Annotated in this window: 23 protein-coding genes; 8 read left to right on the top strand and 15 right to left on the bottom strand. The window is 32.5% G+C overall.

Going from position 1 to position 23,632, the window contains the following annotated elements; all coding sequences use genetic code 11:
* Positions 1-20: 20 nt before the first annotated feature.
* From F6464_RS07430 to gdhA, 6 genes are all read right to left on the bottom strand, one after another.
* Positions 21-623 carry a lipoprotein signal peptidase gene (locus tag F6464_RS07430; protein WP_151107182.1) on the bottom strand — a complete coding sequence of 201 codons (603 nt, stop codon included), beginning with the start codon at positions 621-623 and terminating at the stop codon, positions 21-23.
* Between the two features lie 87 nt (positions 624-710).
* Entirely contained in the window at positions 711-1,091 is a 381-nt protein-coding gene (locus F6464_RS07425; protein WP_151107181.1) for a TraR/DksA family transcriptional regulator, read from the bottom strand.
* A gap of 7 nt (positions 1,092-1,098) precedes the next feature.
* Complete coding sequence (gene ileS / locus F6464_RS07420; protein ID WP_151107180.1) at positions 1,099-4,557, bottom strand: isoleucine--tRNA ligase; 3,459 nt, start codon at positions 4,555-4,557, stop codon at positions 1,099-1,101.
* A 190-nt stretch (positions 4,558-4,747) separates the two neighbouring features.
* Complete coding sequence (gene recO, locus F6464_RS07415; protein WP_151107179.1) at positions 4,748-5,461, bottom strand: DNA repair protein RecO; 714 nt, start codon at positions 5,459-5,461, stop codon at positions 4,748-4,750.
* Positions 5,462-5,494: 33 nt separating this feature from the next.
* A complete protein-coding gene (gene porZ, locus F6464_RS07410; RefSeq protein WP_151107178.1) occupies positions 5,495-7,771 on the bottom strand; it encodes a type IX secretion system anionic LPS delivery protein PorZ in 2,277 nt (758 codons plus the stop codon).
* Positions 7,772-7,891: 120 nt separating this feature from the next.
* Positions 7,892-9,235, bottom strand: a complete 1,344-nt coding sequence (gene gdhA, locus F6464_RS07405; protein ID WP_151107177.1) for an NADP-specific glutamate dehydrogenase — start codon at positions 9,233-9,235, stop codon at positions 7,892-7,894.
* Between the two features lie 281 nt (positions 9,236-9,516).
* Here gdhA and F6464_RS07400 point away from each other — a divergent pair, with 281 nt between their 5' ends.
* On the top strand, positions 9,517-10,299 hold the full coding sequence (locus tag F6464_RS07400) for a THC0290_0291 family protein (protein WP_151107176.1): 783 nt from the start codon (positions 9,517-9,519) through the stop codon (positions 10,297-10,299).
* 40 nt (positions 10,300-10,339) lie between these two features.
* Here the strand turns inward: F6464_RS07400 and F6464_RS07395 are convergent, their stop codons facing one another.
* A complete protein-coding gene (locus F6464_RS07395; RefSeq protein ID WP_262714078.1) occupies positions 10,340-11,494 on the bottom strand; it encodes a cystathionine gamma-synthase in 1,155 nt (384 codons plus the stop codon).
* A 143-nt stretch (positions 11,495-11,637) separates the two neighbouring features.
* Entirely contained in the window at positions 11,638-11,898 is a 261-nt protein-coding gene (locus F6464_RS07390) for a DinB family protein (protein ID WP_225318044.1), read from the bottom strand.
* Between the two features lie 77 nt (positions 11,899-11,975).
* Between F6464_RS07390 and F6464_RS07385 the strand changes: the two genes are divergently transcribed.
* From F6464_RS07385 to F6464_RS07360, 6 genes are all read left to right on the top strand, one after another.
* Positions 11,976-12,326 carry an arsenate reductase family protein gene (locus F6464_RS07385; protein WP_151107174.1) on the top strand — a complete coding sequence of 117 codons (351 nt, stop codon included), beginning with the start codon at positions 11,976-11,978 and terminating at the stop codon, positions 12,324-12,326.
* Positions 12,326-13,216: a DMT family transporter gene (locus F6464_RS07380; RefSeq protein ID WP_151107173.1), complete on the top strand. Its 891-nt coding sequence runs from the start codon at positions 12,326-12,328 to the stop codon at positions 13,214-13,216. Before F6464_RS07385 ends, F6464_RS07380 begins: the two co-directional genes overlap by 1 nt.
* A 45-nt stretch (positions 13,217-13,261) precedes the next feature.
* Complete coding sequence (locus F6464_RS07375; RefSeq protein ID WP_151107172.1) at positions 13,262-14,122, top strand: YicC/YloC family endoribonuclease; 861 nt, start codon at positions 13,262-13,264, stop codon at positions 14,120-14,122.
* A gap of 101 nt (positions 14,123-14,223) precedes the next feature.
* Complete coding sequence (gene gmk, locus F6464_RS07370) at positions 14,224-14,796, top strand: guanylate kinase (RefSeq protein ID WP_151107171.1); 573 nt, start codon at positions 14,224-14,226, stop codon at positions 14,794-14,796.
* A gap of 61 nt (positions 14,797-14,857) precedes the next feature.
* Complete coding sequence (nadD, locus tag F6464_RS07365) at positions 14,858-15,439, top strand: nicotinate (nicotinamide) nucleotide adenylyltransferase (RefSeq protein WP_151107170.1); 582 nt, start codon at positions 14,858-14,860, stop codon at positions 15,437-15,439.
* A 336-nt stretch (positions 15,440-15,775) separates the two neighbouring features.
* Entirely contained in the window at positions 15,776-16,771 is a 996-nt protein-coding gene (locus F6464_RS07360; RefSeq protein WP_151107169.1) for an NAD(P)H-dependent glycerol-3-phosphate dehydrogenase, read from the top strand.
* A 71-nt stretch (positions 16,772-16,842) separates the two neighbouring features.
* On the opposite strand, the gene F6464_RS07355 is transcribed toward F6464_RS07360, so the two are convergent.
* The 6 genes from F6464_RS07355 to F6464_RS07330 all read right to left on the bottom strand — a co-directional run bounded on the left by F6464_RS07355 (position 16,843) and on the right by F6464_RS07330 (position 22,221).
* On the bottom strand, positions 16,843-17,724 hold the full coding sequence (locus F6464_RS07355; RefSeq protein ID WP_151107168.1) for an aldehyde dehydrogenase family protein: 882 nt from the start codon (positions 17,722-17,724) through the stop codon (positions 16,843-16,845).
* A gap of 10 nt (positions 17,725-17,734) precedes the next feature.
* A complete protein-coding gene (locus F6464_RS07350; protein WP_151107167.1) occupies positions 17,735-19,201 on the bottom strand; it encodes an aldehyde dehydrogenase family protein in 1,467 nt (488 codons plus the stop codon).
* A 5-nt stretch (positions 19,202-19,206) separates the two neighbouring features.
* The gene (gene deoC, locus F6464_RS07345) at positions 19,207-20,109 is read right to left on the bottom strand and encodes a deoxyribose-phosphate aldolase (protein WP_151107166.1); all 903 of its coding nucleotides are present in this window, start codon (positions 20,107-20,109) and stop codon (positions 19,207-19,209) included.
* A 125-nt stretch (positions 20,110-20,234) separates the two neighbouring features.
* Positions 20,235-20,642 (bottom strand): hypothetical protein, encoded by a 408-nt coding sequence (locus F6464_RS07340; protein ID WP_151107165.1) that lies wholly within the window; start codon positions 20,640-20,642, stop codon positions 20,235-20,237.
* 81 nt (positions 20,643-20,723) lie between these two features.
* The gene (gene pheS / locus F6464_RS07335; RefSeq protein ID WP_151107164.1) at positions 20,724-21,743 is read right to left on the bottom strand and encodes a phenylalanine--tRNA ligase subunit alpha; all 1,020 of its coding nucleotides are present in this window, start codon (positions 21,741-21,743) and stop codon (positions 20,724-20,726) included.
* A 121-nt stretch (positions 21,744-21,864) separates the two neighbouring features.
* Positions 21,865-22,221: a hypothetical protein gene (locus tag F6464_RS07330; protein WP_151107163.1), complete on the bottom strand. Its 357-nt coding sequence runs from the start codon at positions 22,219-22,221 to the stop codon at positions 21,865-21,867.
* 136 nt (positions 22,222-22,357) lie between these two features.
* On the opposite strand from F6464_RS07330, the gene F6464_RS07325 reads away from it, so the two are divergent.
* Entirely contained in the window at positions 22,358-22,861 is a 504-nt protein-coding gene (locus F6464_RS07325; RefSeq protein WP_151107162.1) for a CvpA family protein, read from the top strand.
* A gap of 21 nt (positions 22,862-22,882) precedes the next feature.
* Here F6464_RS07325 and F6464_RS07320 read toward each other — a convergent pair whose 3' ends face one another.
* Entirely contained in the window at positions 22,883-23,629 is a 747-nt protein-coding gene (locus F6464_RS07320; RefSeq protein ID WP_151107161.1) for a tetratricopeptide repeat protein, read from the bottom strand.
* Positions 23,630-23,632 lie beyond the last annotated feature (3 nt).

Here is a 23,632-nt window from a genome sequence, read left to right as displayed (position 1 = left end):
TGTAAAACTTGACAAATTATCTATACGTTTTGATGATGAAAGGCTTTTTTATTAAAAACGATTAAGATTCCAACTCCAGTAGAAATGGCCATATCGGCAACATTAAAAATAGCATTAAAAAATTTAAAATCAGTTCCGCCCCAAAAAGGCAACCAGCTTGGGAAAGTTCCGTCAATAATAGGAAAATACAACATGTCGACCACTTTACCGTGAAAAACTTTACCATACGGATTTTCAGAAAACAAAGTAGCTAAGTGGTTGTGGCTATCGTCAAAGATAATTCCGTAAAAAACAGAATCAATAATGTTCCCGAATGCTCCTGCTAAAATTAAAGCAATGGCAACTATTAAATAATTGGATGAATTTTTATGTGAAGCATCCCAAAGCCAATATCCTATTGCAGTTACTGCTATTAGCCTGAAAACGGTAAGAAATAATTTACCATACGCTCCTGGTATTTCTGTTCCCCATGCCATTCCTTCATTTTCTATAAAAAGAATTTTAAACCAGCTGAAAACGTTGACTTCTTCACCCAAAACAAAATTAGTTTTGATGTAAATTTTAGACAATTGATCTATAAGTAATACGATGAAAATTAGGAAATAAGCGTTTCTTAATGACATTATGTTTGATTTTTTAAGGCGCAAAAATACTGTTTTTTTCTAAAAAAAACGCTCCTACTGGAGCGTTAATTATTGTGTAACTAATTCTTATCGTTGTAAATTCTTAGCTTCAATACTCATTGTAGCGTGAGGAACAATCATCAATCGTTCTTTACTAATCAATTTTCCTGTTACTTTGCAAACACCATAGGTTTTGTTCTCCACACGGAAAAGAGCATTTTTTAAATCACGAATAAATTTTTCCTGACGAATAGCCAATTGTGAATTTGCCTCTTTAGACATCGTTTCACTTCCCTCTTCAAATGCTTTGAAGGTTGGTGAAGTATCGTCGGTACCGTTATTTAAGTCATTCATGTAAGCACTTTTTATTAAATCTAAATCGGCTTGTGCTTTACTAATTTTTTTTAGGATTAACTCTTTAAACTCAGCCAAATCTCCGTCTGAGTATCTTGCAATTTCATCTACCATGTTCTTGTTATTTTGTAATTAGTATTCTTGTTTTTATTTCGTCAAATTCTATTTCAATTCCGTCTTTTACATTTTCTTCAAAAAGTAATGTTTCTGTTAATGTTTCTGACTTGATATAGGCTTCATTTGCTAAAACCGCTTTTTGCAAAGCTTCGTCTTTTTGCAAATGAACTTTAATCTTATCTGTAACTTCAAATCCTGAATCTTTCCTAATGTTTTGAATTCTGTTCACTAATTCTCTAGCAATACCTTCTTCTTTTAATTCTGAAGAGATGGTAATGTCTAGCGCTACTGTTATCCCGTTTGAATTAGCAACCAGCCAACCTTCGATATCTTGAGAAGAAATCTCTACATCCTCCTGTGATAAAGTTATAGTATTTCCTGAGATTTCAATACTTAAAAACCCTAAATTATCTAATTGATTGATTTGTTCTGGTGTAAAATTTTGTATCTGTTTGGAAATCAAACCCATATCTTTACCAAAACGAGGTCCTAAAGTCTTGAAATTCGGCTTGATTTGTTTTACTAAAATTCCTGAAGCATCGTCTAAAAGTACGATTTCCTTTACGTTTACTTCTGCCTTTATAAGGTCAGAAATGGCTTCAATTTCAGCACGTTGACTCTCGTCAAGTATTGGAATCATTACCTTTTGCAACGGTTGGCGCACCTTAATCATTTCCTTTTTTCTTAGTGATAATACTAAGGATGATATCGTCTGTGCTTTTTGCATTTTGCTCTCTAATAATTTATTAACAAAGTTTTCAACGTATTTTGGAAACTCCGCCAAATGTACACTGTCGTAATTTTCTGACTGTGTTGCTTGCGTTAAGTCTCTATAAAGTTTGTCCATAAAGAATGGAGCTACTGGAGCACTTAATTTACTTACGGTTAATAAACAGGTGTATAAGGTTTGATAAGCTGCAATTTTATCTTGTGCGTATTCGCCTTTCCAGAAACGACGACGACACAAACGAACGTACCAATTGCTTAGGTTTTCCTGAACAAAATCAGAAATGGCACGTGTGGCTTTAGTAGGTTCATAATCGGCATAAGCCTCATCTACGACTTTTATCAAAGTATTCAATTCTGAAATAATCCATTGGTCTATTTCTGGTCTTTCGTTTAACGGAATTTCAGCTTCAGCGTATTTGAAATGATCGATATTGGCATACAAACTAAAAAACGAATAGGTATTATACAAAGTTCCAAAAAATTTACGCCGAACTTCAGCAATTCCTTCTAAATCGAATTTTAAATTGTCCCAAGGATTGGCGTTCGAAATCATATACCAACGTGTGGCATCAGGACCATATTCATTTAATGTATCAAAAGGATCGGCAGCATTTCCTAAACGTTTAGACATTTTCTGCCCATTTTTATCTAAAACTAATCCGTTAGAAACTACATTCTTATAGGCAACTCTGTCAAAAACTAAAGTTCCGATAGCGTGTAAAGTATAGAACCAGCCACGCGTTTGATCGACTCCTTCAGCAATAAAATCAGCAGGAAAATCTTTGTTTTCGTCAATTTTAGCCGCATTTTCAAAAGGATAATGCCATTGTGCATAAGGCATTGCACCAGAATCAAACCAAACATCAATTAGGTCGCTTTCGCGTTTCATTGGTTTTCCAGAAGGCGAAACTAAGGTAATTTCATCGACTACATTTTTATGTAAATCAATTAAATCATAGTTGCTTTCGCTCATATTTCCTACTTCAAAACCTTTGAAAGGATTTTCTTTTTGAAATCCGGCAGCGATAGATTTTTCGATTTCATTGTATAATTCTTCAACAGAACCAATCAAGATTTCTTCTGTTCCTTCATCAGTTCTCCAGATTGGCAAAGGAATTCCCCAAAAACGGGATCGTGATAAATTCCAATCGTTGGCATTTTTTAGCCAATTCCCAAAACGGCCTTCTCCTGTTGCTTTTGGTTTCCAGTTGATGGTTTCGTTTAGTTCGAACATTCTATCTCGAACTTCAGTTATTTTTATAAACCAAGAATCTAGCGGATAATATAAAATGGGTGTGTCAGTTCTCCAACAATGTGGATAACTGTGTACGTATTTTTCTACTTTAAAGGCTTTGTTTTCTTCTTTTAATCGTATAGCTATTTCAACATCAATAGAGCGTTCGGGAGCTTCGCCTTCAGTGTAATATTCGTTTTTAACATATTTTCCGGAATAACTTCCCAAACCATCGATGAATTTACCTTGTAAATTTACCAATGGAACTGGGTTTTCATTTTCGTCCAAAACCAACATTGGCGGCACTTCTGGAATAGCCTCCTTGGCCACTTTGGCATCATCAGCTCCAAAAGTTGGCGCAGTGTGCACAATACCTGTTCCGTCTTCGGTAGTCACAAAATCTCCTGAAATTACTCGGAAAGCATTTTCTGGATTTTGATATGGCAAAGCCAATTTCATTAATTGTTCGTAACGAATACCGACTAAATCAGACCCTTTACATTCGGCAATAATTTGATATGGAATTTTTTTGTCGCCTTCTTTGAAATTTTCAAAATCAGAAGGTTCTGCACTTTCAAAAAATCCTTTACTAAATTGTTTTCCAACTAAGTTTTTAGCAAGAATAACATTAATATGTTTGAAAGTATATTGATTGAATGTTTTAATCAGTACATAATCAATTTTTGGACCAACAGTCAATGCGGTATTTGAAGGTAATGTCCATGGAGTAGTTGTCCATGCTAAAAATTGGAATCTTCCTCTCATTGAACCTTCTCCAAAAAAAAGCGGATGTTGTAATTTGAATGCTTTTTCAATAGTGTTTTCTTCAGTCTCACCGTTAGGATAAAGACTTGCTTGAAACTGTGCAACAACTGTAGTATCTGTTACATCACGATAACTTCCGGGTTGGTTTACTTCATGAGACGACAATCCTGTTCCTGCTTTTGGGGAATAGGGTTGTATGGTATAGCCCTTATACATCAAATCTTTGTTATAGATTTGTTTTAGTAGCCACCAAACCGTTTCCATGTATTTGGGTTTGTAGGTCACGTACGGATCCTCCATATCGACCCAATAGCCCATTTTTTCAGTTAAATCATTCCACACATCGGTGTAACGCATGACAGTTTTCTTACACGCTTCGTTGTATTCTTCGATAGAAATGGTTTTGCCTATGTCTTCTTTTGTGATGCCTAATTCCTTTTCGGTACCCAATTCTACAGGCAATCCGTGGGTATCCCAACCGGCTTTACGCTTCACTTGAAATCCTTTTTGAGTTTTATAACGGCAAAAAATATCTTTAATCGCTCTTGCCATTACATGGTGAATTCCCGGCAATCCATTTGCAGAAGGAGGTCCTTCAAAAAACACGAATGGTGATGCTCCTTCACGAGTAGTGATGCTCTTCTCGAATATGTTTTCTTTTTTCCAAAAATCAAGAACTTCTGATGCTACTTTTGGTAAGTCAAGTCCTTTGTATTCAGTAAATTTTGTGCTCATTTTGTACTTTTCTTAATCGAGGTGCGAAAGTAATAAATAGTTATGAATTATGAGTGATGAGTAATGAGTTTTTGTGCATGAGGGATGGAAGAGAAAATCCTCCCGCTTTTTTTCGGGAGATTATAACGAACAGCCCGACCCAACTATGCAAGGAGGTACGACGAAGCAATAGGAAGGGTCATGCCCGAATTTAAGAAAAAACCTCCTTCAATACGTCCAAAGATTTGGGTCTTTTAAAACCATCTAGATGAAAACTGTAGTAATCGACTAGTATTTTCAGAACAATTTGTCTTTCGATGATATGAAAAATCTTTTGATTGTTTTCGAATTTTAAATGGATGAGTTTTTTAAATAAATTACTTTCGTGTTCTGTTAACGAACTGATTGCGTGAAATGGCGTGAAAATCCCTTCGGTCATTTCGAAAAAAGGAAAATCTATGTTAGCAATATCTGGATAAAACCCGAGAAATTTTGTCATTTCTAAGAGTAAAATAAGATGAAAATTAGTAATATCATCGTGAGTGTCTAACCAATGTAATGCTGTTTCTAAAAAGGTGAAAAGTGCTTCGTTTTTTTCTTCTTCATGAATGGAGTGATGCAAAATTTCGGATACAAACATGACAATCGTGCTTTTATAAACATCGGAATGAATCGATTGAAACGGAGTTGCAATTTTTATTTCCTTAAAATTCTCTAAAGTGCCTTTGTTTTTATGGATTGCTTCTATTTCTAGAATACTTAACGGCTGGAAATAGGCAATTTTTTGATTCGATTTTCTGGATGAAAAAGCATCTCTAACAAAATACGATTTTAAACCATCGGTTTGTGTAAAACATTTTACAATCAAGCTTTTATCTTGATATTTTAGAGAAGAAATGACGATGGCTTTGGTTTTTACTAACAATTTTAAATAGAGATACGAGATTATTAATTTTGCTTACCTAATTATCATCACTTTTTTAACTTTCGTTTCTATTCCGTCTTGGGCAGAAATAAAAATCATATATACTCCAGAAGCTACTTTATATTTTCCAAAAGCAGTAGTATCCCATTCAATTGTACCTCCCTCGGATGTGGTTTCGTATACTAAATTGCCTTCTATATCGGCTATTTTAATAGTGGCTTTATTTATTAATCCACTAATTTTAACTGTTCCTGTATACTCTGGACGTACTGGATTTGGATACACATAAACATTATTAAGAGTTTCATTGGCGTCAGTTGAAGTTCCTTTATAAGAAACCAAGCCTTTAGTGGTGGCAAAAAACACTTCTCCAGTTTCTCCGTTAATATCTATATCATTGATTGTATTACTAGGTAAAGGCGAATTGTTAATCGTAAAATGATGAATGGTTTGCTGACCGTCTGGTGACACAAGAAATACTCCAGAATCTGCAGTGCCAATCCATTTGTTGTTGGCTCCATCAACAACAATATCTATAATGAACTGTTCATACATTAGTTCTTGGGCTAGATTTTCTTCTACAATAATTATAGGATTGGCTGTCAATTGTTCATCGGAAAAAAAACTATCTATATTAGACAAGATTCTTAAACCTTTTGTCGTCCCTATCCAAAGTTGCTTATTATTGTCTGGAGTAGCAACTCGCGCATCATCAATGGGTAAGTTTCCTGCATCTGAACCTACTGTTATTTTTTTTAAAACTTTTCCGTTTTCATTAAAACCAATTATTCCGTTTTTATTAGTTGCTACCCATTTTGTTTCATTTTTATCTATTTCCATTCTTCCAAAAATAGTTTTGTTTGGGTTAGAGAGTATTGGTTTTATTGAAAAACTTAGCCATGTTTCTTTTGTTTTAAGGGTTTTTATTCCATTTTCCACAAGACTGTTATTTATCCACAAATTTCCAGTCTTGTCGAACACTAGTCCGTTTACCCATGTATCATTATCTGAAATTGCTTCTATTGAACTATTTGTTTTTCCATATAAAAAAGAGGGTGTGTCGTTTTCAATTTTTAATAAGCCTGAATCAAGAGACCCAATGTAAACTTTATTTTCATTGTTAGGATCAACGGCAATACTAATCAATGATTTTGAGCCAAATACTTTTTCATAAGGAATATGTAACCATCCTGCTTTATTAAATTTACTTATACCATAACTGTCTTTTGGGTACGGATTGTATACACTGTCATAATCGCCATAAACTGCCCAAAAAGATGTTGGTGTAGTTTTTAGTGCAAACACACTATTTCTTAAAGGGCCACTAGGAGTGCTATTCTCAAAAGTTGAAGATTCAGAAATTGTGGTGTTTATTAATCCATTTTGTTTTGTCCCAATATAAACGATGTCATTTATACTAGTAGCGCAAGTGAAATTTGGACTAAAATCCGTAATCTGATTGCTATTTATTTGACGAATTAGCGTTACTTGTTTATTGTAGATAAATACGCTGTATGCTGTGGTAATAAGAAGGTAATTGTCTGTTTTTCTCATATCAACAGCCTTTGAAGGAAGTTGTAAATACACTGCAAAAGAATTAGAAACTGAATTATATTTATGTATATATCCAGAAGTATCTATTGCAATAAGCTCAGAATGAAAAGTTTCTATGCTTGACCAATTTCCTGAGACAATTAGTACCCATTGATTGTAATCATTTAAATTTGGATTGCTAATTTCTGCACTTCGTATTCCATTAGTAAGAGTTGAAGCATAAATTTTATCATTAAAAACAGTAGTTTGAGTAACTGAAATTTGTGAACCGGAATCACCAATAAAATAAGTATCCCCAAATTGAAGTGTGGATAAATTGAATTGAACAATTCCAAAATCACAAGAAATATAAACAATTCCATTATGCTCCATAAAATGATTTATTCTTTTAATATTTGATGGTAAAGCCTTATTAATTATGTCTACAACATTTAATATGCTATTATCTTTTTCGTTTATTACTGTCATTAATCCATTTTCATAACCTACTAAAGTCTTTTTAAAATTTGGACTGTGGTAAATGGAACTTATAGTTTGTGCCGAAAGTCCATCAACCGTATTTGTTGTACTAATTTCGCCTGAAATACTGTTTTTATAAAACAAAGCATTCTCAGAAGCGGCAAATAATTTATCACTAGATTGAGACAAATCTTTAATTTCATTATAGGAAAAATAACCTTTCCATAATGCTGAGTTTTGGGAAAAACTAAATTGTATAGCCCATAAAAAAAAGAAAAAGAGACAGTGTTTTTTCATTATACTTCAAGGATTGTGAGACAAATATACTATAAAACGGAATTATTTTATTTTTAATATAAAAATCAAAAAAAATGCCTCCAATTAATGAAGGCATTACTAATCAATATTTAAACTACTTTATACTACTCCCTGCGCCAGCATTGCATCAGCCACTTTAACAAATCCAGCAATATTAGCCCCTTTTACGTAATCAATATAACCAGAAGTATCTTTACCGTACTTTACACAAGAAGTATGAATGTTTAGCATAATATTTTTTAATCTTTCATCTACTTCTCCTGATGTCCAACTTAATCTTAAAGAATTTTGTGACATTTCTAAACCAGATGTTGCAACACCTCCTGCATTAGAAGCTTTACCTGGAGCAAATAATATTTTTGCTTTTTGAAAAACGATTACGGCATCTGGAGTTGAAGGCATATTAGCTCCTTCGGCTATACAAATACATCCATTAGCAACAAGTGCTTTTGCATCATCCTGATTCAATTCATTTTGAGTAGCACATGGTAATGCAACATCACATTTTACTTCCCAAGGTCTTTTACCTTCAACATATTTAGCATTCGGATATTTTTTTAAATAATCACTTATTCTACCTCTAAGTTCATTTTTTATTTCCATAATGTAATCTAATTTAGTAGCATCAATACCATCAGCATCATAAATATATCCTGATGAATCGGACATTGTAACTACTTTAGAACCTAATTGCGTCGCTTTTTCGACAGCATATTGTGCCACATTACCTGATCCAGAAACCACTACCGTTTTTCCTGAAATGTTTTTTCCTTTTGTTGCTAACATACTTTGAGCAAAGTAAACTGCGCCATATCCTGTTGCTTCAGGACGAATTAACGAGCCTCCAAAAGAAATTCCTTTTCCTGTTAATACTCCAGTAAACTCATTTATTAGCCTTTTATATTGACCAAACATATAACCAACTTCTCTTCCTCCAACGCCCATATCTCCAGCAGGAACATCAGTGTTAGCCCCTATATGTCTTGACAATTCAGTCATAAATGCTTGACAAAAACGCATTACTTCATTTTCAGATTTCCCTTTAGGATCAAAATCAGCTCCTCCTTTTCCGCCACCCATAGGTAATGTAGTCAAACTGTTCTTGAAAGTTTGTTCGAAAGCTAGAAATTTTAAAATGCTTAAATTTACAGATGGATGAAAACGAATTCCTCCTTTATATGGGCCAATAGCCGAATTCATTTGAATGCGATATCCTCTATTTACTTGAGTATTCCCTACATCATCAATCCAAACTACTCTAAACATAATAATCCGTTCAGATTCAACCATTCTTTCCAAAAGCATTTTGTTTTGGTATTTTTTATTTTCTTCAATAAACGGAATTACTGTTTCAGCAACTTCGTGAACAGCCTGCATGAATTCAGGCTCATTTGGGTTTTTTTTAGCAACCGCCTCAACAAAAGATTGGATACTTTGTGACATGATTAATAGATTAATAACGTTTAAGAAAACGTTTTCGTTAGTGCTTACAAATATACATTATATAAAAATATAGGTGTAATTTTATACAATATAAGAGAATTTTTATCATTCTTTTAATCTAAATTCAGAAAACCTATTGTAAAAATATTAATTTTACGAAATCGTTGTAGTTTTCGTAAATAAAAGATATTTTAGTTGCTTTTTTTTTAAAGTTTAAAAAAAAAAAAATCGTCAATGATGTTTTTATATATTTGTCAATAATTGAATTAATATAGATGCAAATGCCCAAGTATTTTATCCTAACCTTCTTGTTTTTATTTGGTTATTCAAATAAATCAATTGCTCAGTTTGGGTTTTCTCATGAAGTAGGTGCTATTGCTGGGCCTATAGCTTTTCAATCTGATTATGGAGAACGATACGATTTTACTACAAATGCAGGAAACACAGGATATGGAATAGGCCTCATTCATTATTTAAATTTTTCCTATAAAGCAGATTGTAATTGTTATACTCCGGAAACTTATTTTAACGATCACTTTAAATTAAGAAGTGAATTATCCTATAACAAAACCAAATTACAACACTTTGGAGAATGGGTTGATCCTGATAAAAAAAGGCTTTTCAACGACCAATTAAGAGGAATGAGAGGTGAGGCCTCGGTAACCAACATTGGTATGCAATTGGAATTTTTTCCTTTAAGCATTAGGGATTTTACTGCAACTATAGGGTCTTTGGCTCCATTTGTTAGTTTTGGCGGACAATTTAGTTTCTACGATCCAAAAGCTTATTCTACATTGGGTAAATTAAATATTCCTTCAACAACTCCTATAAAATATTATAAAGCAACACAAAATAGCGGTGGTACTGTTTGGTCTGTTGTATCTAGTGTTGGAACTCGATATAAAGTATCTCCATTATCTGATTTGATGGTTGATTTGAGATTTCAATATTTTTTTTCTAACTGGGTTGATGGCTTAAATCCTGACCAAAAAATCTATAAAGAAAACAAAGCAAACGATTGGTTGGTTTGGTTTAATTTTGGTTATATCTACTATTTACAATAAACCATTTATTTAAATTCTATATAAATCAGATTTTTTTATCCTAAGAAGATAATGCTTGTTCTAAATCTGTTATTAAATCTTCTATATCTTCTATTCCGACACTAAGACGAACCAAATCATCGGTAATTCCGATTTCTTTTCTTTTGTCTTCAGGAATAGATGCGTGTGTCATTAATGCTGGGTGATTGGCTAGAGACTCTACACCTCCTAGAGATTCTGCTAATGTAAACACCTTTAATTTTTCTAAAAAAATTATAGATTCTTCTTTTCTTCCAGAAACAAAAGTAAAAGAAACCATTCCTCCAAATCCAGTCATTTGTTTTTTTGCAATTTCATGAAAAGGATGGCTAGTTAACCCAGGGTAATAAACGGTCTTTATTTTTGGATGTTGGTTTAAATAATCTGCAATTTTCTCTCCGTTTTCACAATGTCTTTGCATTCTCAAATGAAGCGTTTTAATTCCTCTTAAAACTAAAAAGCTATCCATTGGGCCAAGTGTCGCTCCTGTAGCAAACTGCTGAAAATGCAATTGCTCGCCCAAAGACTCCTCTTTTACAATTAATGCTCCTGCAATAACATCAGAGTGCCCACTCAAATATTTTGTTGCAGAATGCATTACAATATCAGCTCCTAAATCTAAAGGCCTTTGTAAATATGGGGTTGCAAAAGTATTGTCAACTGCAAAAAGTATGTTATGTGCTTTAGTGATTTTTGAAATCTCTTGGATATCCGCTAATTTCATCAACGGATTTGTTGGCGTTTCTACCCAAACTAACTTTGTGTATTCGTTAATTAATGATTTGAATTTTTGCAAATCATTCATATCCACAAAATGAAATCTTATTCCCGAATCTTTATAGATTCGAGTAAACATTCTATAGGTTCCTCCGTACAAGTCATCCATTGCTATAACTTCGTCACCGGCTTTAAAAGAACGTAAAATACAATCTGTAGCCGCTAATCCTGAAGAAAAAGCCAAAGCTCGTGTTCCGTTTTCTATACTTGCTAAAGCATTTTCTAAAGCCGTTCGGGTTGGATTGGAAGCTCTACTGTATTCATAATCTCCTATAGGTTGTCCAGGACTCTTTTGAACAAATGTAGATGTTTGATAAATTGGTGGCATTACGGCTCCAGTTGATGGGTCATGATGTTGACCTCCGTGAATGGTTTTAGTATTAAACTTCATTTTTTTAATTCGTTTTGAAAATAGATTAAATAAACTTTCTAATATTCATCATAAAACCAAAGTGTAATGCCTCATGATAATTGTTAAACTCCATTGCTTCTTTTGCAGAAGTAAGATTAAAACCTGTTGATGTGGAATACTCTTTGTAAGAATTAAATTTCTTCGTCAGTAGTTGTTTTGGCTGGTTTAGAACCGTTCTTATATTTATCAAACAGATCATCCGAAACATTCATAGGCAATCCTGAAAATTTATAAACCAAACCCTGTTGAACCACTATAACATGACCTATGTTCCAAATAAGATTATTACTAAATCCATCAGGGATTTTGTTAAGTTGCTCTAATGAATACGTATTTATAAAGTTTAAATATAAATTCCTATTGGTACTCCATATTTTGAATGTTGATTCCATAAAAATAATTTTAATCAAAAATAGTCATTTTACACCTCAAATGAATTTTCTTTGCAATAAGAAATTCATTTTAAATTATGAACAAAATATATTATCTCGCTTCTTGTGATACTTGTAGAAAAATTATAAAATCATTACCAAAAAACAATGATTTGGTTTTTCATGACATCAAACAAGACCCTATTTCCGAAAAAGATTTGGAAATAATGTATTTTCTTTCAGGAAGTTACGAAGCACTTTTTAGCAAAAAAGCACAATTATATAAATCAATGGATTTAAAAAACAAATCGCTAACCGAAGATGATTATAGAAAATATATTCTAGAACATTATACTTTTTTAAGTCGTCCGGTATTTATAATTGAAAATAAAATTTATATAGGTAACAGCCAGAAAAACATTTTAGAAGTCTTGAAAGTTTTAAGCTAATGTCTAATAGAAATCTAGCTTTATTTAGCGCAACTATAGTTTCAATAATTTACGGGGTTACATTTACCATCGCAAAAGATGTTATGCCTCAATATATTGGTGCTTACGGATTTATTTTATTGCGTGTTGGAGGAACTGTAATTTTATTTTGGATAGTGAGTCTTTTCATTTCAAAAGAAAAAATAGAACGTGTTGATTTTATTAGAATCGTTGGTGCCGCTTTTTTTGGGGTTGCATTCAATATGCTTACCTTTTTTAAAGGCTTAAGTCTTACCTCTCCTATTTCGGCAGCTGTAATTATGGTTACAACTCCAATGATTGTAATGGTTTTAGCTGCAATTATTATAAAAGAAAAAATGCAAAAGGAAAAAGTTTTAGGAATTTTTTTAGGTTTAATAGGCACCGCAATGCTTATTTTATATGGAAAATCTATAGAAAATACTTCAAATGCAGGTTTAGGGAATTTTTTGGTATTTATAAATGCTGTTTCGTATAGTTTTTATCTTATAATTGTAAAAAAACTTATGGATAAATACAATGCTTTTACGTTTGTAAAATGGATTTATTTATTTGGATTTTTAATGGTTTTGCCTTTTGGTTGGAATCAATTTGAAACTGTAAACTGGAGAATGGTTCCTGATTTAATTCTTTTAAAAATAGGTTTTGTTGTTATTTTTTCGACCTTTATTACTTATTTGCTAAATCTTCTTTCTATGAAAGAATTAAAGCCAACAACGGTAGCTGTTTTTATCTATTTACAACCTTTATTTGCATCGATATTTGCTATAAGTTTAGGAAAAGACCAATTAAATCCTGTTAAAATAGGTTCTGCATTTTTAATATTCGTTGGTGTTTATTTGGTTACTCAGATAAAAACAAAAGCTGCATAATAAAAAATACTTTTTCCTTATATTTGAACTCTTTTATACCATTTTATGATACAATCTATGACAGGCTTTGGCAAAGCAACACTTCAATTGCCTACAAAAAAAATAACGGTAGAAGCAAAATCTTTAAACAGTAAAGGTTTAGATCTAAATGTTAGAATGCCCTCTGTTTATAGAGAACTCGAATTGGGTTTGAGAAATCAAATCGCTTTAGCATTAGAAAGAGGCAAAATTGACTTTTCTATATATATTGAAAACAGCGCAGAGCAAACCTCAACCAAAGTTAATGTGCCAATCGTAAAAGCATATATCGATCAATTACGTGAAGTTTATAGCGAAGCCGATGAGACAGAATTGATGAAAATGGCGGTAAGAATGCCAGATGCGTTAAAAACGGAACGTGAAGAAATTGATGAAAATGATTGGAAGCAAATTCAAAGTGTTATCGAAGAAGGTTTAGTTAATATTATTAGTTTCAGAAAAGACGAAGGCGCTTCATTAGAGAAAGAGTTTCAATTACGAATTGGCAATATTCGTTCCTACATGGAACAAGCACTAGCTTTAGATCCTGAACGTGTTCAAGCCATAAAAGACCGTTTGCAAACCGCAATAACCGAACTTAAAGTAAATGTAGACGAAAATCGTTTTGAACAAGAATTGATATATTATCTCGAAAAATTAGATATTACCGAAGAAAAAGTACGTCTAACCAACCATTTAGATTATTTTCTAGAAACCATAAACGGAAATGAAGCCAACGGCAGAAAACTAGGCTTTATTACTCAAGAAATGGGAAGAGAAATTAATACAATGGGCTCTAAATCGAACCATGCACAAATGCAAAAACTAGTGGTAATGATGAAAGACGAATTAGAAAAAATAAAAGAACAAGTTTTGAATGTGCTTTAGAATTTTTACCAATTAACTTGTGTAAGTCGTGGCTAAAAAATAAAAATGGAGAATGAAATTGCTTTGCTTCGCGCCTAGCAACCCCTTACAATGATTTTAAAATGAAAAAAGGAAAATTAATCGTATTCTCTGCGCCCTCTGGTTCAGGAAAAACAACAATAGTAAAGCATCTATTAAGTAAAGAAGATTTGAATTTAGAATTCTCTATTTCGGCTGCTTCACGAGAAGCAAGAGGTGAAGAAGTAAATGGTAAAGATTATTATTTTATTTCTACCGAGGAGTTTAAAAAACATATTAAAGCCGGAGATTTTCTAGAATGGGAAGAAGTATATCGTGATAATTTTTATGGTACCCTAAAAAGTGAAATCGAACGCATTTGGGCATTAGGCAAAAACGTAATTTTTGACATTGATGTCGCTGGCGGATTGCGTATAAAACACAAATTTCCAGAAGAAACTCTAGCTGTTTTTGTAAAACCACCCAGTATTGATGAATTAAAAATTAGACTCAAAAAACGTTCTACCGAAAGTGAAGATAAAATAAACATGCGAATTGCAAAAGCCTCAGTAGAATTAGCTACAGCACCACAATTTGACAAAATTATTAAAAATTATGATTTAGATGTTGCAAAAGAAGAAGCATATCAATTGGTAAAAAAATTTCTAAATGATTAAAAATTTGAAAGATTGAAGAATTAAAAATTCTATCGCTAATGTTAATCTTTAAATTAAATACATGAAAATTGGTCTTTATTTTGGCACTTTTAACCCCATTCATATAGGTCATTTAATTATTGCCAATCATATGGGTGAATATTCTGGATTAGACCAAATTTGGATGATGGTTACGCCGCATAATCCTCTAAAAAAGAAAGATACGTTATTAGATGATTATCAGCGGTTGCAATTGGTTTTTTTAGCAACAGAAGATTATCCAAAAATTAAACCTTCTGACTTTGAGTTTAAATTACCGCAACCCAATTATACTGTAAATACTCTTTCGCATCTACAAGATAAATATCCTACATATGAATTTTCACTAATTATGGGAGAAGACAATATAAAAACCTTTCATAAATGGAAAAATTATGAAACAATTTTAGAAAATCATGATATCTATGTTTATCCACGCATTTCATCAGAAATAGAAAATAACGAATTTAAAAACCATCCTAGAATTCAATTTATAAACGCCCCAATTGTAGAAATTTCATCTACTTTTATTCGTGAAAACATCAAAAACAAAAAAAATGTACAACCTCTTTTACCTGCAAAAGTTTGGGAATACATAGACCATAATAATCTATATAAGAAATAACTCTTTAAAATTTAAAAAAGGCATTCTTAAGTATAACTTAAAAACACCTTTTTTCACCAAAACAAACTTTAAGAAAGGAAAAAACTAACCAAATTAAATCCTGTTTTTTTAAAACGAAAAGAATTGCATGGTATTGTTTTGATATTCATAATTTTGCGTTAATGTTTTATAAAAATGAAATCGACTTACTGTTTTCATATTTCTTATCTGCTTTTTGTGAATTTTCGTTACATTTGAATAATTAATAAATTCAGTTTTAAATTTTGAATTACTGATATTTTTTTGTGCTTTAATATGATAATTTCGTTTAAAAGCTAATTTAGAGACTAATTAATAATGGAAAATTATCCAAAATTTGCAGTAATTGGTGGAGGAAGTTGGGCAACAGCGATTGCAAAAATACTTTGTGTAAATCTACCAGAAATTGCATGGTATATGCGCAATGAAGAAGCAGTTGAACATATAAAAACACAGCATCACAATCCTAATTACTTGAGTTCGGTAGAATTTAATATCGAAAAATTAAAACTCACTAACGATATTAACGAAGCAGTTGCTTATGCCGATTACATTATTTTTGCTATTCCTTCTGCATTTTTAGGTAGTGAATTGTCAAAAATGACTGAAAGTTTAAATGATAAAATCATCTTTTCAGCAATAAAAGGAATTGTTCCCGAAACCAGTTTAATTGTTGGTGAACATTTCAATAAAGTGTATGATATTCCTTTTGAAAATATTGGAGTAATAACGGGACCTTGTCATGCAGAAGAGGTTGCCTTAGAGCGTTTATCCTATCTAACAATTGCTTGTGGCGATGCCGAAAAAGCTAAAATTGTAGCCAAATATTTTTCAAATAATTATATCAAAACCAAAATCACCGATGATATTATTGGAACTGAATATGCAGCGATGCTTAAAAACATTTATGCTATAGCTGCTGGAATGGCTCATGGCTTGGGTTATGGAGATAATTTTCAATCGGTTTTAATGAGTAATGGCATTCGGGAAATGAAAAAATTCATCCGAAAAGTGCATAAAATGAAACGGAACATTAATGATTCAGCTTATTTAGGTGATTTATTGGTAACCGGATATTCTGTGTTTTCTCGAAATAGAATGTTCGGTAATATGATAGGAAAAGGCTATACCGTAAAAAGCGCTATGATGGAAATGAGTATGGTTGCTGAAGGCTATTATGCCGCAAAAAGTGCGTGGCAACTGAATCAAGGTTATGGCGCAAAAACTCCAATAATCGATGCGGTATACAGTATTTTATATGAAGGGAAAGATGCTAAAAGAACCTTTAAGAAATTGACTGAAAAATTAGATTAGTTCTATTTTCTATAAATTCAAAAAAACCTGTAAAATAATTCACAGGTTTTTCAAAATATTTATGTTTAATCCTAATAACCGCTTCCTGCGCCACCTATTTGTTCAATAGGATGCCAAGTGGTTTTGGTTTCTTGAAAATCATAGATGTAGTGTAAATTTTCGTACTTTTCATCCATATAATCACTATTGTCACGAACAATTACTCGCTTTATATTGTCAATAGCAAGTACTTGAATAGATTTTATTAAATTGGAATCAGAACCACAATACAATAACGCATTTACATTCATATGCGATGCAAATACTGCGCTTAACTCTGCTATTTTACCCGTTAATATATTTACTACTCCATTAGGAACATCTGATGTTGCTAGTACTTCTGAAAAAGAAATGGCGCATAATGGCAAATGCTCTGAGGCTAAAACTACACAAGTATTTCCTCCTGCAATGATACTACATATCTGAGTAACCAATCCCAATAATCCGCTATCTTCTGGAGCAAAAACAGCTACAACTCCCATAGGTTCAGGAACAGAAAAATTAAAATAACTTCCCGAAACAGGATTAACCGTACTGTGCATTTGAATGTATTTATCGCACCAGCCCGCATAATAAATCAAGCGGTCTATGCTTAATTCTACTTCTTGAGTGGCTTTGCTTTTTGCAATACCTTGAGTTTCTAATTCTTCTATAAACTGTGCTTTTCTTCCTTCTAAAACCTCAGCAATTCTATATAAAATTTGGCTTCGGTTATAGGCTGTTTTAGTTGCCCAACCTCCTTGTGCAGAACGAGCTGCTACAACCGCATTTCTAAAATCTTTTACCGATGATAAACACATGTTTGCAATTATTTTATTGTTATGTTTTAATGGATAAAAACGACCAGATTCTGTTCTTGGAAATTTCCCACCAATAAAAATTTTATACGTTTTTAAAACTTCAATTCTAGACATAGCTTACTTTTTAAACAAATTTCAAATATTGATCCAATCCGTGAACGCCACCTTCTCGTCCAAAACCACTTTCTTTATAACCCCCAAATGGAGAAGCTGGATCGAATTTATTAAAGGTATTTGCCCAAACTATTCCAGCTCTCAATTGTGACGTCATATTAAAAATCTTTGAGCCTTTATCGGTCCAAACTCCAGCCGATAATCCATAAGGTGAATTATTGGCTTTATCAATAACCTCATCAATAGTTCTGAAAGTTTGAATCGCTAACACAGGTCCAAAAATCTCTTCTTGAGCAATTCGGTTAGATTGTGTTACATTAGTAAACAAGGTTGGTTTGCACCAAAATCCGTTTTCAGGAACAGTACAAACTGGTTGATACATTTCAGCACCTTCTTCTAAACCAATTTCAATATATTTTTGAATAGTTGTCAATTGCTTTTTAGAATTAATTGCTCCTATATCGGTATTTTTATCAATAGGGTCGCCAACCGTTAAGGCTTGCATTCTATCTTTTAATTTCTGAACTACTTTATCAAAAACAGATTCTTGTACATACAATCTCGATCCCGCACAACATACATGTCCTTGATTGAAGAAGATTCCGTTTACGATTCCTTCAACCGCCTGATCTAATGCTGCATCTTCAAATATAATGTTTGCTGCTTTTCCGCCCAACTCCATAGATGCCTTTTTAGGCGTTCCTGCAATCGCTTTCATAATAATTTTACCAACAGCTGTTGAACCTGTAAATGCTATTTTATCGACATCGGGATGATTAACAATATGTGAACCTGTTTGTCCTGCTCCAGAAACAATGTTTACAACTCCTGGCGGCAAACCTGCTTCTTGTATCACTTCGGCTAATAAATATAGGGTTAAGGGTGTTGTTTCTGAAGATTTAATAACCACTGTATTTCCAGTTGCTAAAGCGGGAGCAATTTTCCAAGCTGCCATTAATAATGGGAAATTCCAAGGAATAATTTGTCCTGCAACACCCAATGATTTGGTTTTTCTATTTGGAAAAGCATACTCTAATTTATCAGCCCAACCAGCGTAATAAAAAAAGTGAGCTGCTGCCAAAGGAACATCAACATCTCGAGATTCACGAATGGCTTTTCCGCCATTTAAGGTTTCAATCACTGCAAATTCTCTTGAACGCTCTTGAATGATTCGTGCAATTCGATACAAATATTTTCCTCGTTCTTTTCCAGATAGTTTAGACCAAGTAGTATTGTATGCTTTTCGTGCTGCTTTTACAGCTAAATCAACATCTTCTTCATTGGCTTCGGCTACTTTGGCTAATACCTTTTCGTTTGCTGGATTTATAGTGTCAAAATACTTTCCTGATTTTGGCGCTACAAATTTGCCGTTAATAAACAAATCGTAGGTTTCTTTTAACTTTATTGTTGCTGTGCTTTCTGGTGCTGGAACTAAATTCCAGTCTGAACTAAAATCTATATTATGTTGTTTTTTCATCTGATTTAAACTTTAGAAAAATAATCTCCTGATTGATAAATACCTGATTTTTGTTTCACAATTTGCATTAAAACATCGTTAGCCAAACTACTCGCTCCAAATCTAAAATATTCATTGGTTAACCATTTTCCGCCAAGAGTTTCTTTTACCATCAACAAGTATTGAAGTGCCAATTTTGAATTTGAGATTCCGCCAGCAGGTTTCATTCCAATCATAATTCCAGTTTCATAATAATAATCTCTTATCGCTTCGAGCATAACTAAAGTTACTGGTAATGTAGCTGCTGGACTTATTTTTCCAGTTGATGTTTTTATAAAATCGGCTCCAGCGTACATAGCAATATCACTTGCACGACGTACTTTGTCTAGTTCGCCCAACTCGCCTGTTTCAAGAATTACTTTTAGTCGAACATCTTTTCCACAAGCTTCTTTTATCATAGCAATTTCATCAAAAACAAAACTGTAATCGCCACTATGAAATTTGCCACGACTTATAACCATATCTACTTCGTGAGCACCATTGTCAACTGCCATTTTCACATCTAGCAATTTAACCTCAGCACTCGATTGCCCGCTTGGAAAAGCTGTTGCAACAGAAGCTACTTTTACGTTTGTTCCCTTTAATTCATTGACTGCAATTTTAACAAAATTAGGATACACACAAACGGCTGCGGTTGTTGGCAATCCTGGTATAGCATCATGTAAATGATGCGCTTTATAGCACAATTGTTTTACTTTTTCTTCAGTATCAGCTCCTTCTAGCGTAGTAAGGTCTATCATGTTTAGCGCCATTAAAAGCCCATGCATTTTAGCTTCTTTCTTTATACTTCGGGCGGTTATTCTGCTAATTCTATCTTCAACTCCAACTTGATCAATTGTAGGAGAATTTAAAAAATCATATTGTTTCATTCGTACTATTGTTTTCTGTTTTGTTTGTGCTTTTGGAAAAATAAGAATGCTAAGGTAAGGTATTCTGTAAATTATTGATAAAATAAATACTTTTTATTAACTATTTTGAACAAATTAACAATGTTTTACCTTGAAATTACTCCATTTACAAATAATATTGGCACTTCTTCTTCAAAATCTTCGTGAATAGAATCCGCTTTAAATATGTATTTTTTATCGTATAGCGTGTTACCAATAAAAAAAGTAACCATAAACTCGTTGTTTAGGGCCAACAAGCTATTTTGTAGCATTTCAACTTTTACAACTGAAACACAAGGGATTTCTACAAAAGCATGGCGTAATAAGGAGGTTTTTTTCATTTCTCCATCAATGGTCCCAAAAGCTTTTGAAACTACCATGATATTGTCTAACTGAAAATCGCTATCGTTTACAATATATACATTCCAAACTTTTTCCATAAAGTCGTCGCTCCATTCTGGGATTGCCGCTAGGAAAATGTTTTCAACTACGGGGATAATGATGTCTGATTTCATTTTTAGATAATATAGTGATAGAGCAATAAATGAAAGACTAAGATAGCTTCTTTCATCTATCCGTCTATTATCATTTTTCTTTTAAATACTAGATTTAAACTGTTCTAAAAACCGAACATCATTTTCATAAAACATTCGGATATCGCCAATTTGATATAAAAGCATGGCAATTCTTTCAATTCCCATCCCAAAAGCAAAACCATTGTATTCATCAGGATTAATGCCGCAATTTTTTAAAACATTAGGGTCGACCATACCGCAACCCATAATTTCTAACCAACCAGTACCTTTGGTGATACGGTAATCGGTTTCGGTTTTTAAACCCCAATAAATGTCAACTTCAGCACTTGGTTCTGTAAAAGGAAAATAGGAAGGGCGCAAACGAATTTTAGATTTTCCGAACATCTCTTTGGTGAAATATAAAAGTGTTTGTTTTAAATCGGCAAAAGAAACATCTTTATCAATATACAATCCTTCAACTTGGTGAAAAATACAATGCGAACGTGATGAAACGGCTTCATTTCGGAAAACTCTGCCTGGAGAAATAGTTCTAATAGGCGGTTTATTGTTTTCCATATACCTTACTTGTACCGATGAAGTGTGTGTACGCAACAAAATATCTGGATTGGTTTGAATGAAAAAAGTGTCTTGCATATCACGAGCTGGATGGTATTCAGGCAAGTTTAATGCGGTGAAATTATGCCAATCGTCTTCAATTTCTGGTCCTTCAGAAACATTAAAACCAATATTTGAAAAAATATCAATAATTTGGTTTTTTACCAACGAAATTGGATGACGAGAACCTATAATTACTGGCTCAGAAGAACGTGTTAAATCTCCATAAAACCCTTTAATTTCTTCTTTACTTTCTAAGAAATCTTGAATGGTTTTTACTTTTTCTTCGGCTGTCGTTTTTAATAAATTAATGACCTGACCAAATTCTTTTTTTTGATCATTTGGCACATTTTTAAACTCGGCAAAAAATTCTTTTAAAAGCCCTTTACTTCCTAGAAATTTAATTCGGAATGTTTCTAATTCAGCAGCATTTTGAGTAGAAAAAGCTTGAGCTTCACCAATATATTCTTTTATCTTGTCTATCATTTTCATCCAATAATTGAGATTGCGAATTTATGAAAAAGTTGGAAGTTAGAAGTTAGAAGTTAGAAGTTTTTCTAAACATCTGCCATAAAAACATAAATCTGCATTCGTTAATCTGAAATCATCAATCGATTAGCTCTTTTTCTAAAAAATAATTTACGATGGCTTCTTTCATTAAAACGGATTGTTCTCCTGCTTTTAAAGGAGGCAACTCTTCTTTTACTTTAAAATGTGGCCAGCCGTCTTCATCGAAATATTCAAATTCGTAGAATCCATAAGGCTCTAATAATCTACAAATAGCGATGTGCATCAGATTGAGTTTCTCATCTTTCTTAAAGGCTTGATGCACTTTTCCGAGTTCCTGAACACCAATTAAATAGATAATTGCATCCAAATCTAAGTCTTCGCCTTGCGAAAATTGGTTGGAAAGTATATTTACGAGCTGTTCCCAGCGTTCTTTTAGTTGTGTGTCTCTAGACATTTCTTGAATTATTAATTATGAATTATGAATTCATAAAACACAAAATTAGTTGGTAAAGATAAGAACTTGAAATTTGACAATGCAAGAGAACTATTGTTTTATATTTGCTCATTTTTTAATCAATAACAGAAATTATATGAGTTTTTTAGATATTATTTTGGGCGGATTATTGTGTAATTCTATTTATAAAGGCTTACGCAGTGGTCTTTTTGTAGAATTGGCTTCATTGGTTTCACTAGTTTTAGGGATATATTTTACTATAAAATTCTCTTCGTTTGTAGGTGAGATAATTAGTGGCTTTTTGCATTCTAAATCCAAAATGATTCAAATTTTTTCCTTTATTATTACTTTTATCTTAGTCTTATTAGGCATTTCGTTTTTTGCAAAATTCTTAACAGGGATTGCAAATTTTGCTTATTTGGGCTGGATAAATAAACTTGGTGGCGGATTATTTAGATTTTTTAAAACAGTATTGCTTATCAGTATTGTTCTGAATCTATTTGAAAAAATAAATTTCAATAATACATTTGCTAAAAAAGAGACTTTAGATAAATCGCTGTTTTATAGACCTATACAAAAAACGGCTCGATTCATTTACCCTTCGATAGAAAAATGGTATGTAGATTTGAAGAAGGAGTAATTTATAAAAGAAAACTGAACCCTAATTTTTTACTTCCTTAATTGCATTATCAATAATCCAGCCTTCGGTGCCATCAGTTAGTTGAATTTTTTTCCAATCATCAACTGTTTCTAAAACATAGACTTTTGTCCCTTCGTGAAGCGTAAACACATCTGAACTTGACAATTTTGGTTCGCTTTTTACTGCTATTACTTCGGCAAAAACTATTGCAGGTCTTTCATTTTCGTAATGGCTTTTCTCGAAAATTGCTGATAATGTACTAATCAGAATCAAGAAAACAAGAACAAACATTCCAAAAAAGAATATTCTTTTAGATGCTGTAATTTGAGAAAAATAATAACCTATAAAAAACAATAAAAATAATAGTGCTAGCGAAACTGAAATCCAAGCCCAAGTATTGTAATGAAATGTTGCGGTAAAATCTCGAATTATTTTTGCGAAACCTACTTTTGGCACTTCTTTAATTTCATCAATTTGTAGTTTATGGGCGAATTTTAAATTGTTTTGAATTTCGGTATCATTAGGATTCATAACTAATGCCTTTTCGTAATTATAAATTGCTGGTGCCACTTTATTTAATTTATAATAGCAATTCGCAATATTAAAATACAACTCTGCTGATTGTTTTTTAGATTGCAAAACACTTTCATAAGCTGCAATTGCTTCATTGTAATTGCCTTTTTGGTACAATGCATTTCCTTTTTCGAAGCTCGTTTGAGCAAAGAAAATTTGAGAAATTAATGGTAATAGATATAAAATATTTTTCATAAT

Source organism: Flavobacterium luteum, assembly GCF_008806775.1.
GTDB lineage: Bacteria > Bacteroidota > Bacteroidia > Flavobacteriales > Flavobacteriaceae > Flavobacterium > Flavobacterium luteum.
The sequence above is the reverse complement of the archived record's forward strand: the minus strand, read 5'-3'. Positions and strand labels throughout refer to the sequence as shown.

Excerpts from the sequence above, each read along its gene's own strand:
- F6464_RS07390 (WP_225318044.1), bottom strand. The coding sequence starts at position 11,898 with ATGGAATCAACATTCAAAATATGGAGTACCAATAGGAATTTATATTTA.
- F6464_RS07430 (WP_151107182.1), bottom strand. The coding sequence starts at position 623 with ATGTCATTAAGAAACGCTTATTTCCTAATTTTCATCGTATTACTTATA.
- F6464_RS07425 (WP_151107181.1), bottom strand. The coding sequence starts at position 1,091 with ATGGTAGATGAAATTGCAAGATACTCAGACGGAGATTTGGCTGAGTTT.
- F6464_RS07330 (WP_151107163.1), bottom strand. The coding sequence starts at position 22,221 with ATGTCTAGAGACACACAACTAAAAGAACGCTGGGAACAGCTCGTAAAT.
- nadD (WP_151107170.1), top strand. The coding sequence starts at position 14,858 with ATGAAAATTGGTCTTTATTTTGGCACTTTTAACCCCATTCATATAGGT.
- porZ (WP_151107178.1), bottom strand. The coding sequence starts at position 7,771 with ATGAAAAAACACTGTCTCTTTTTCTTTTTTTTATGGGCTATACAATTT.
- F6464_RS07320 (WP_151107161.1), bottom strand. The coding sequence starts at position 23,629 with ATGAAAAATATTTTATATCTATTACCATTAATTTCTCAAATTTTCTTT.
- F6464_RS07355 (WP_151107168.1), bottom strand. The coding sequence starts at position 17,724 with ATGTCTAGAATTGAAGTTTTAAAAACGTATAAAATTTTTATTGGTGGG.
- F6464_RS07385 (WP_151107174.1), top strand. The coding sequence starts at position 11,976 with ATGAACAAAATATATTATCTCGCTTCTTGTGATACTTGTAGAAAAATT.
- gmk (WP_151107171.1), top strand. The coding sequence starts at position 14,224 with ATGAAAAAAGGAAAATTAATCGTATTCTCTGCGCCCTCTGGTTCAGGA.
- deoC (WP_151107166.1), bottom strand. The coding sequence starts at position 20,109 with ATGAAACAATATGATTTTTTAAATTCTCCTACAATTGATCAAGTTGGA.
- F6464_RS07340 (WP_151107165.1), bottom strand. The coding sequence starts at position 20,642 with ATGAAATCAGACATCATTATCCCCGTAGTTGAAAACATTTTCCTAGCG.
- F6464_RS07360 (WP_151107169.1), top strand. The coding sequence starts at position 15,776 with ATGGAAAATTATCCAAAATTTGCAGTAATTGGTGGAGGAAGTTGGGCA.
- ileS (WP_151107180.1), bottom strand. The coding sequence starts at position 4,557 with ATGAGCACAAAATTTACTGAATACAAAGGACTTGACTTACCAAAAGTA.
- pheS (WP_151107164.1), bottom strand. The coding sequence starts at position 21,743 with ATGATAGACAAGATAAAAGAATATATTGGTGAAGCTCAAGCTTTTTCT.
- F6464_RS07375 (WP_151107172.1), top strand. The coding sequence starts at position 13,262 with ATGATACAATCTATGACAGGCTTTGGCAAAGCAACACTTCAATTGCCT.
- gdhA (WP_151107177.1), bottom strand. The coding sequence starts at position 9,235 with ATGTCACAAAGTATCCAATCTTTTGTTGAGGCGGTTGCTAAAAAAAAC.
- F6464_RS07350 (WP_151107167.1), bottom strand. The coding sequence starts at position 19,201 with ATGAAAAAACAACATAATATAGATTTTAGTTCAGACTGGAATTTAGTT.
- F6464_RS07400 (WP_151107176.1), top strand. The coding sequence starts at position 9,517 with ATGCCCAAGTATTTTATCCTAACCTTCTTGTTTTTATTTGGTTATTCA.
- F6464_RS07325 (WP_151107162.1), top strand. The coding sequence starts at position 22,358 with ATGAGTTTTTTAGATATTATTTTGGGCGGATTATTGTGTAATTCTATT.
- F6464_RS07380 (WP_151107173.1), top strand. The coding sequence starts at position 12,326 with ATGTCTAATAGAAATCTAGCTTTATTTAGCGCAACTATAGTTTCAATA.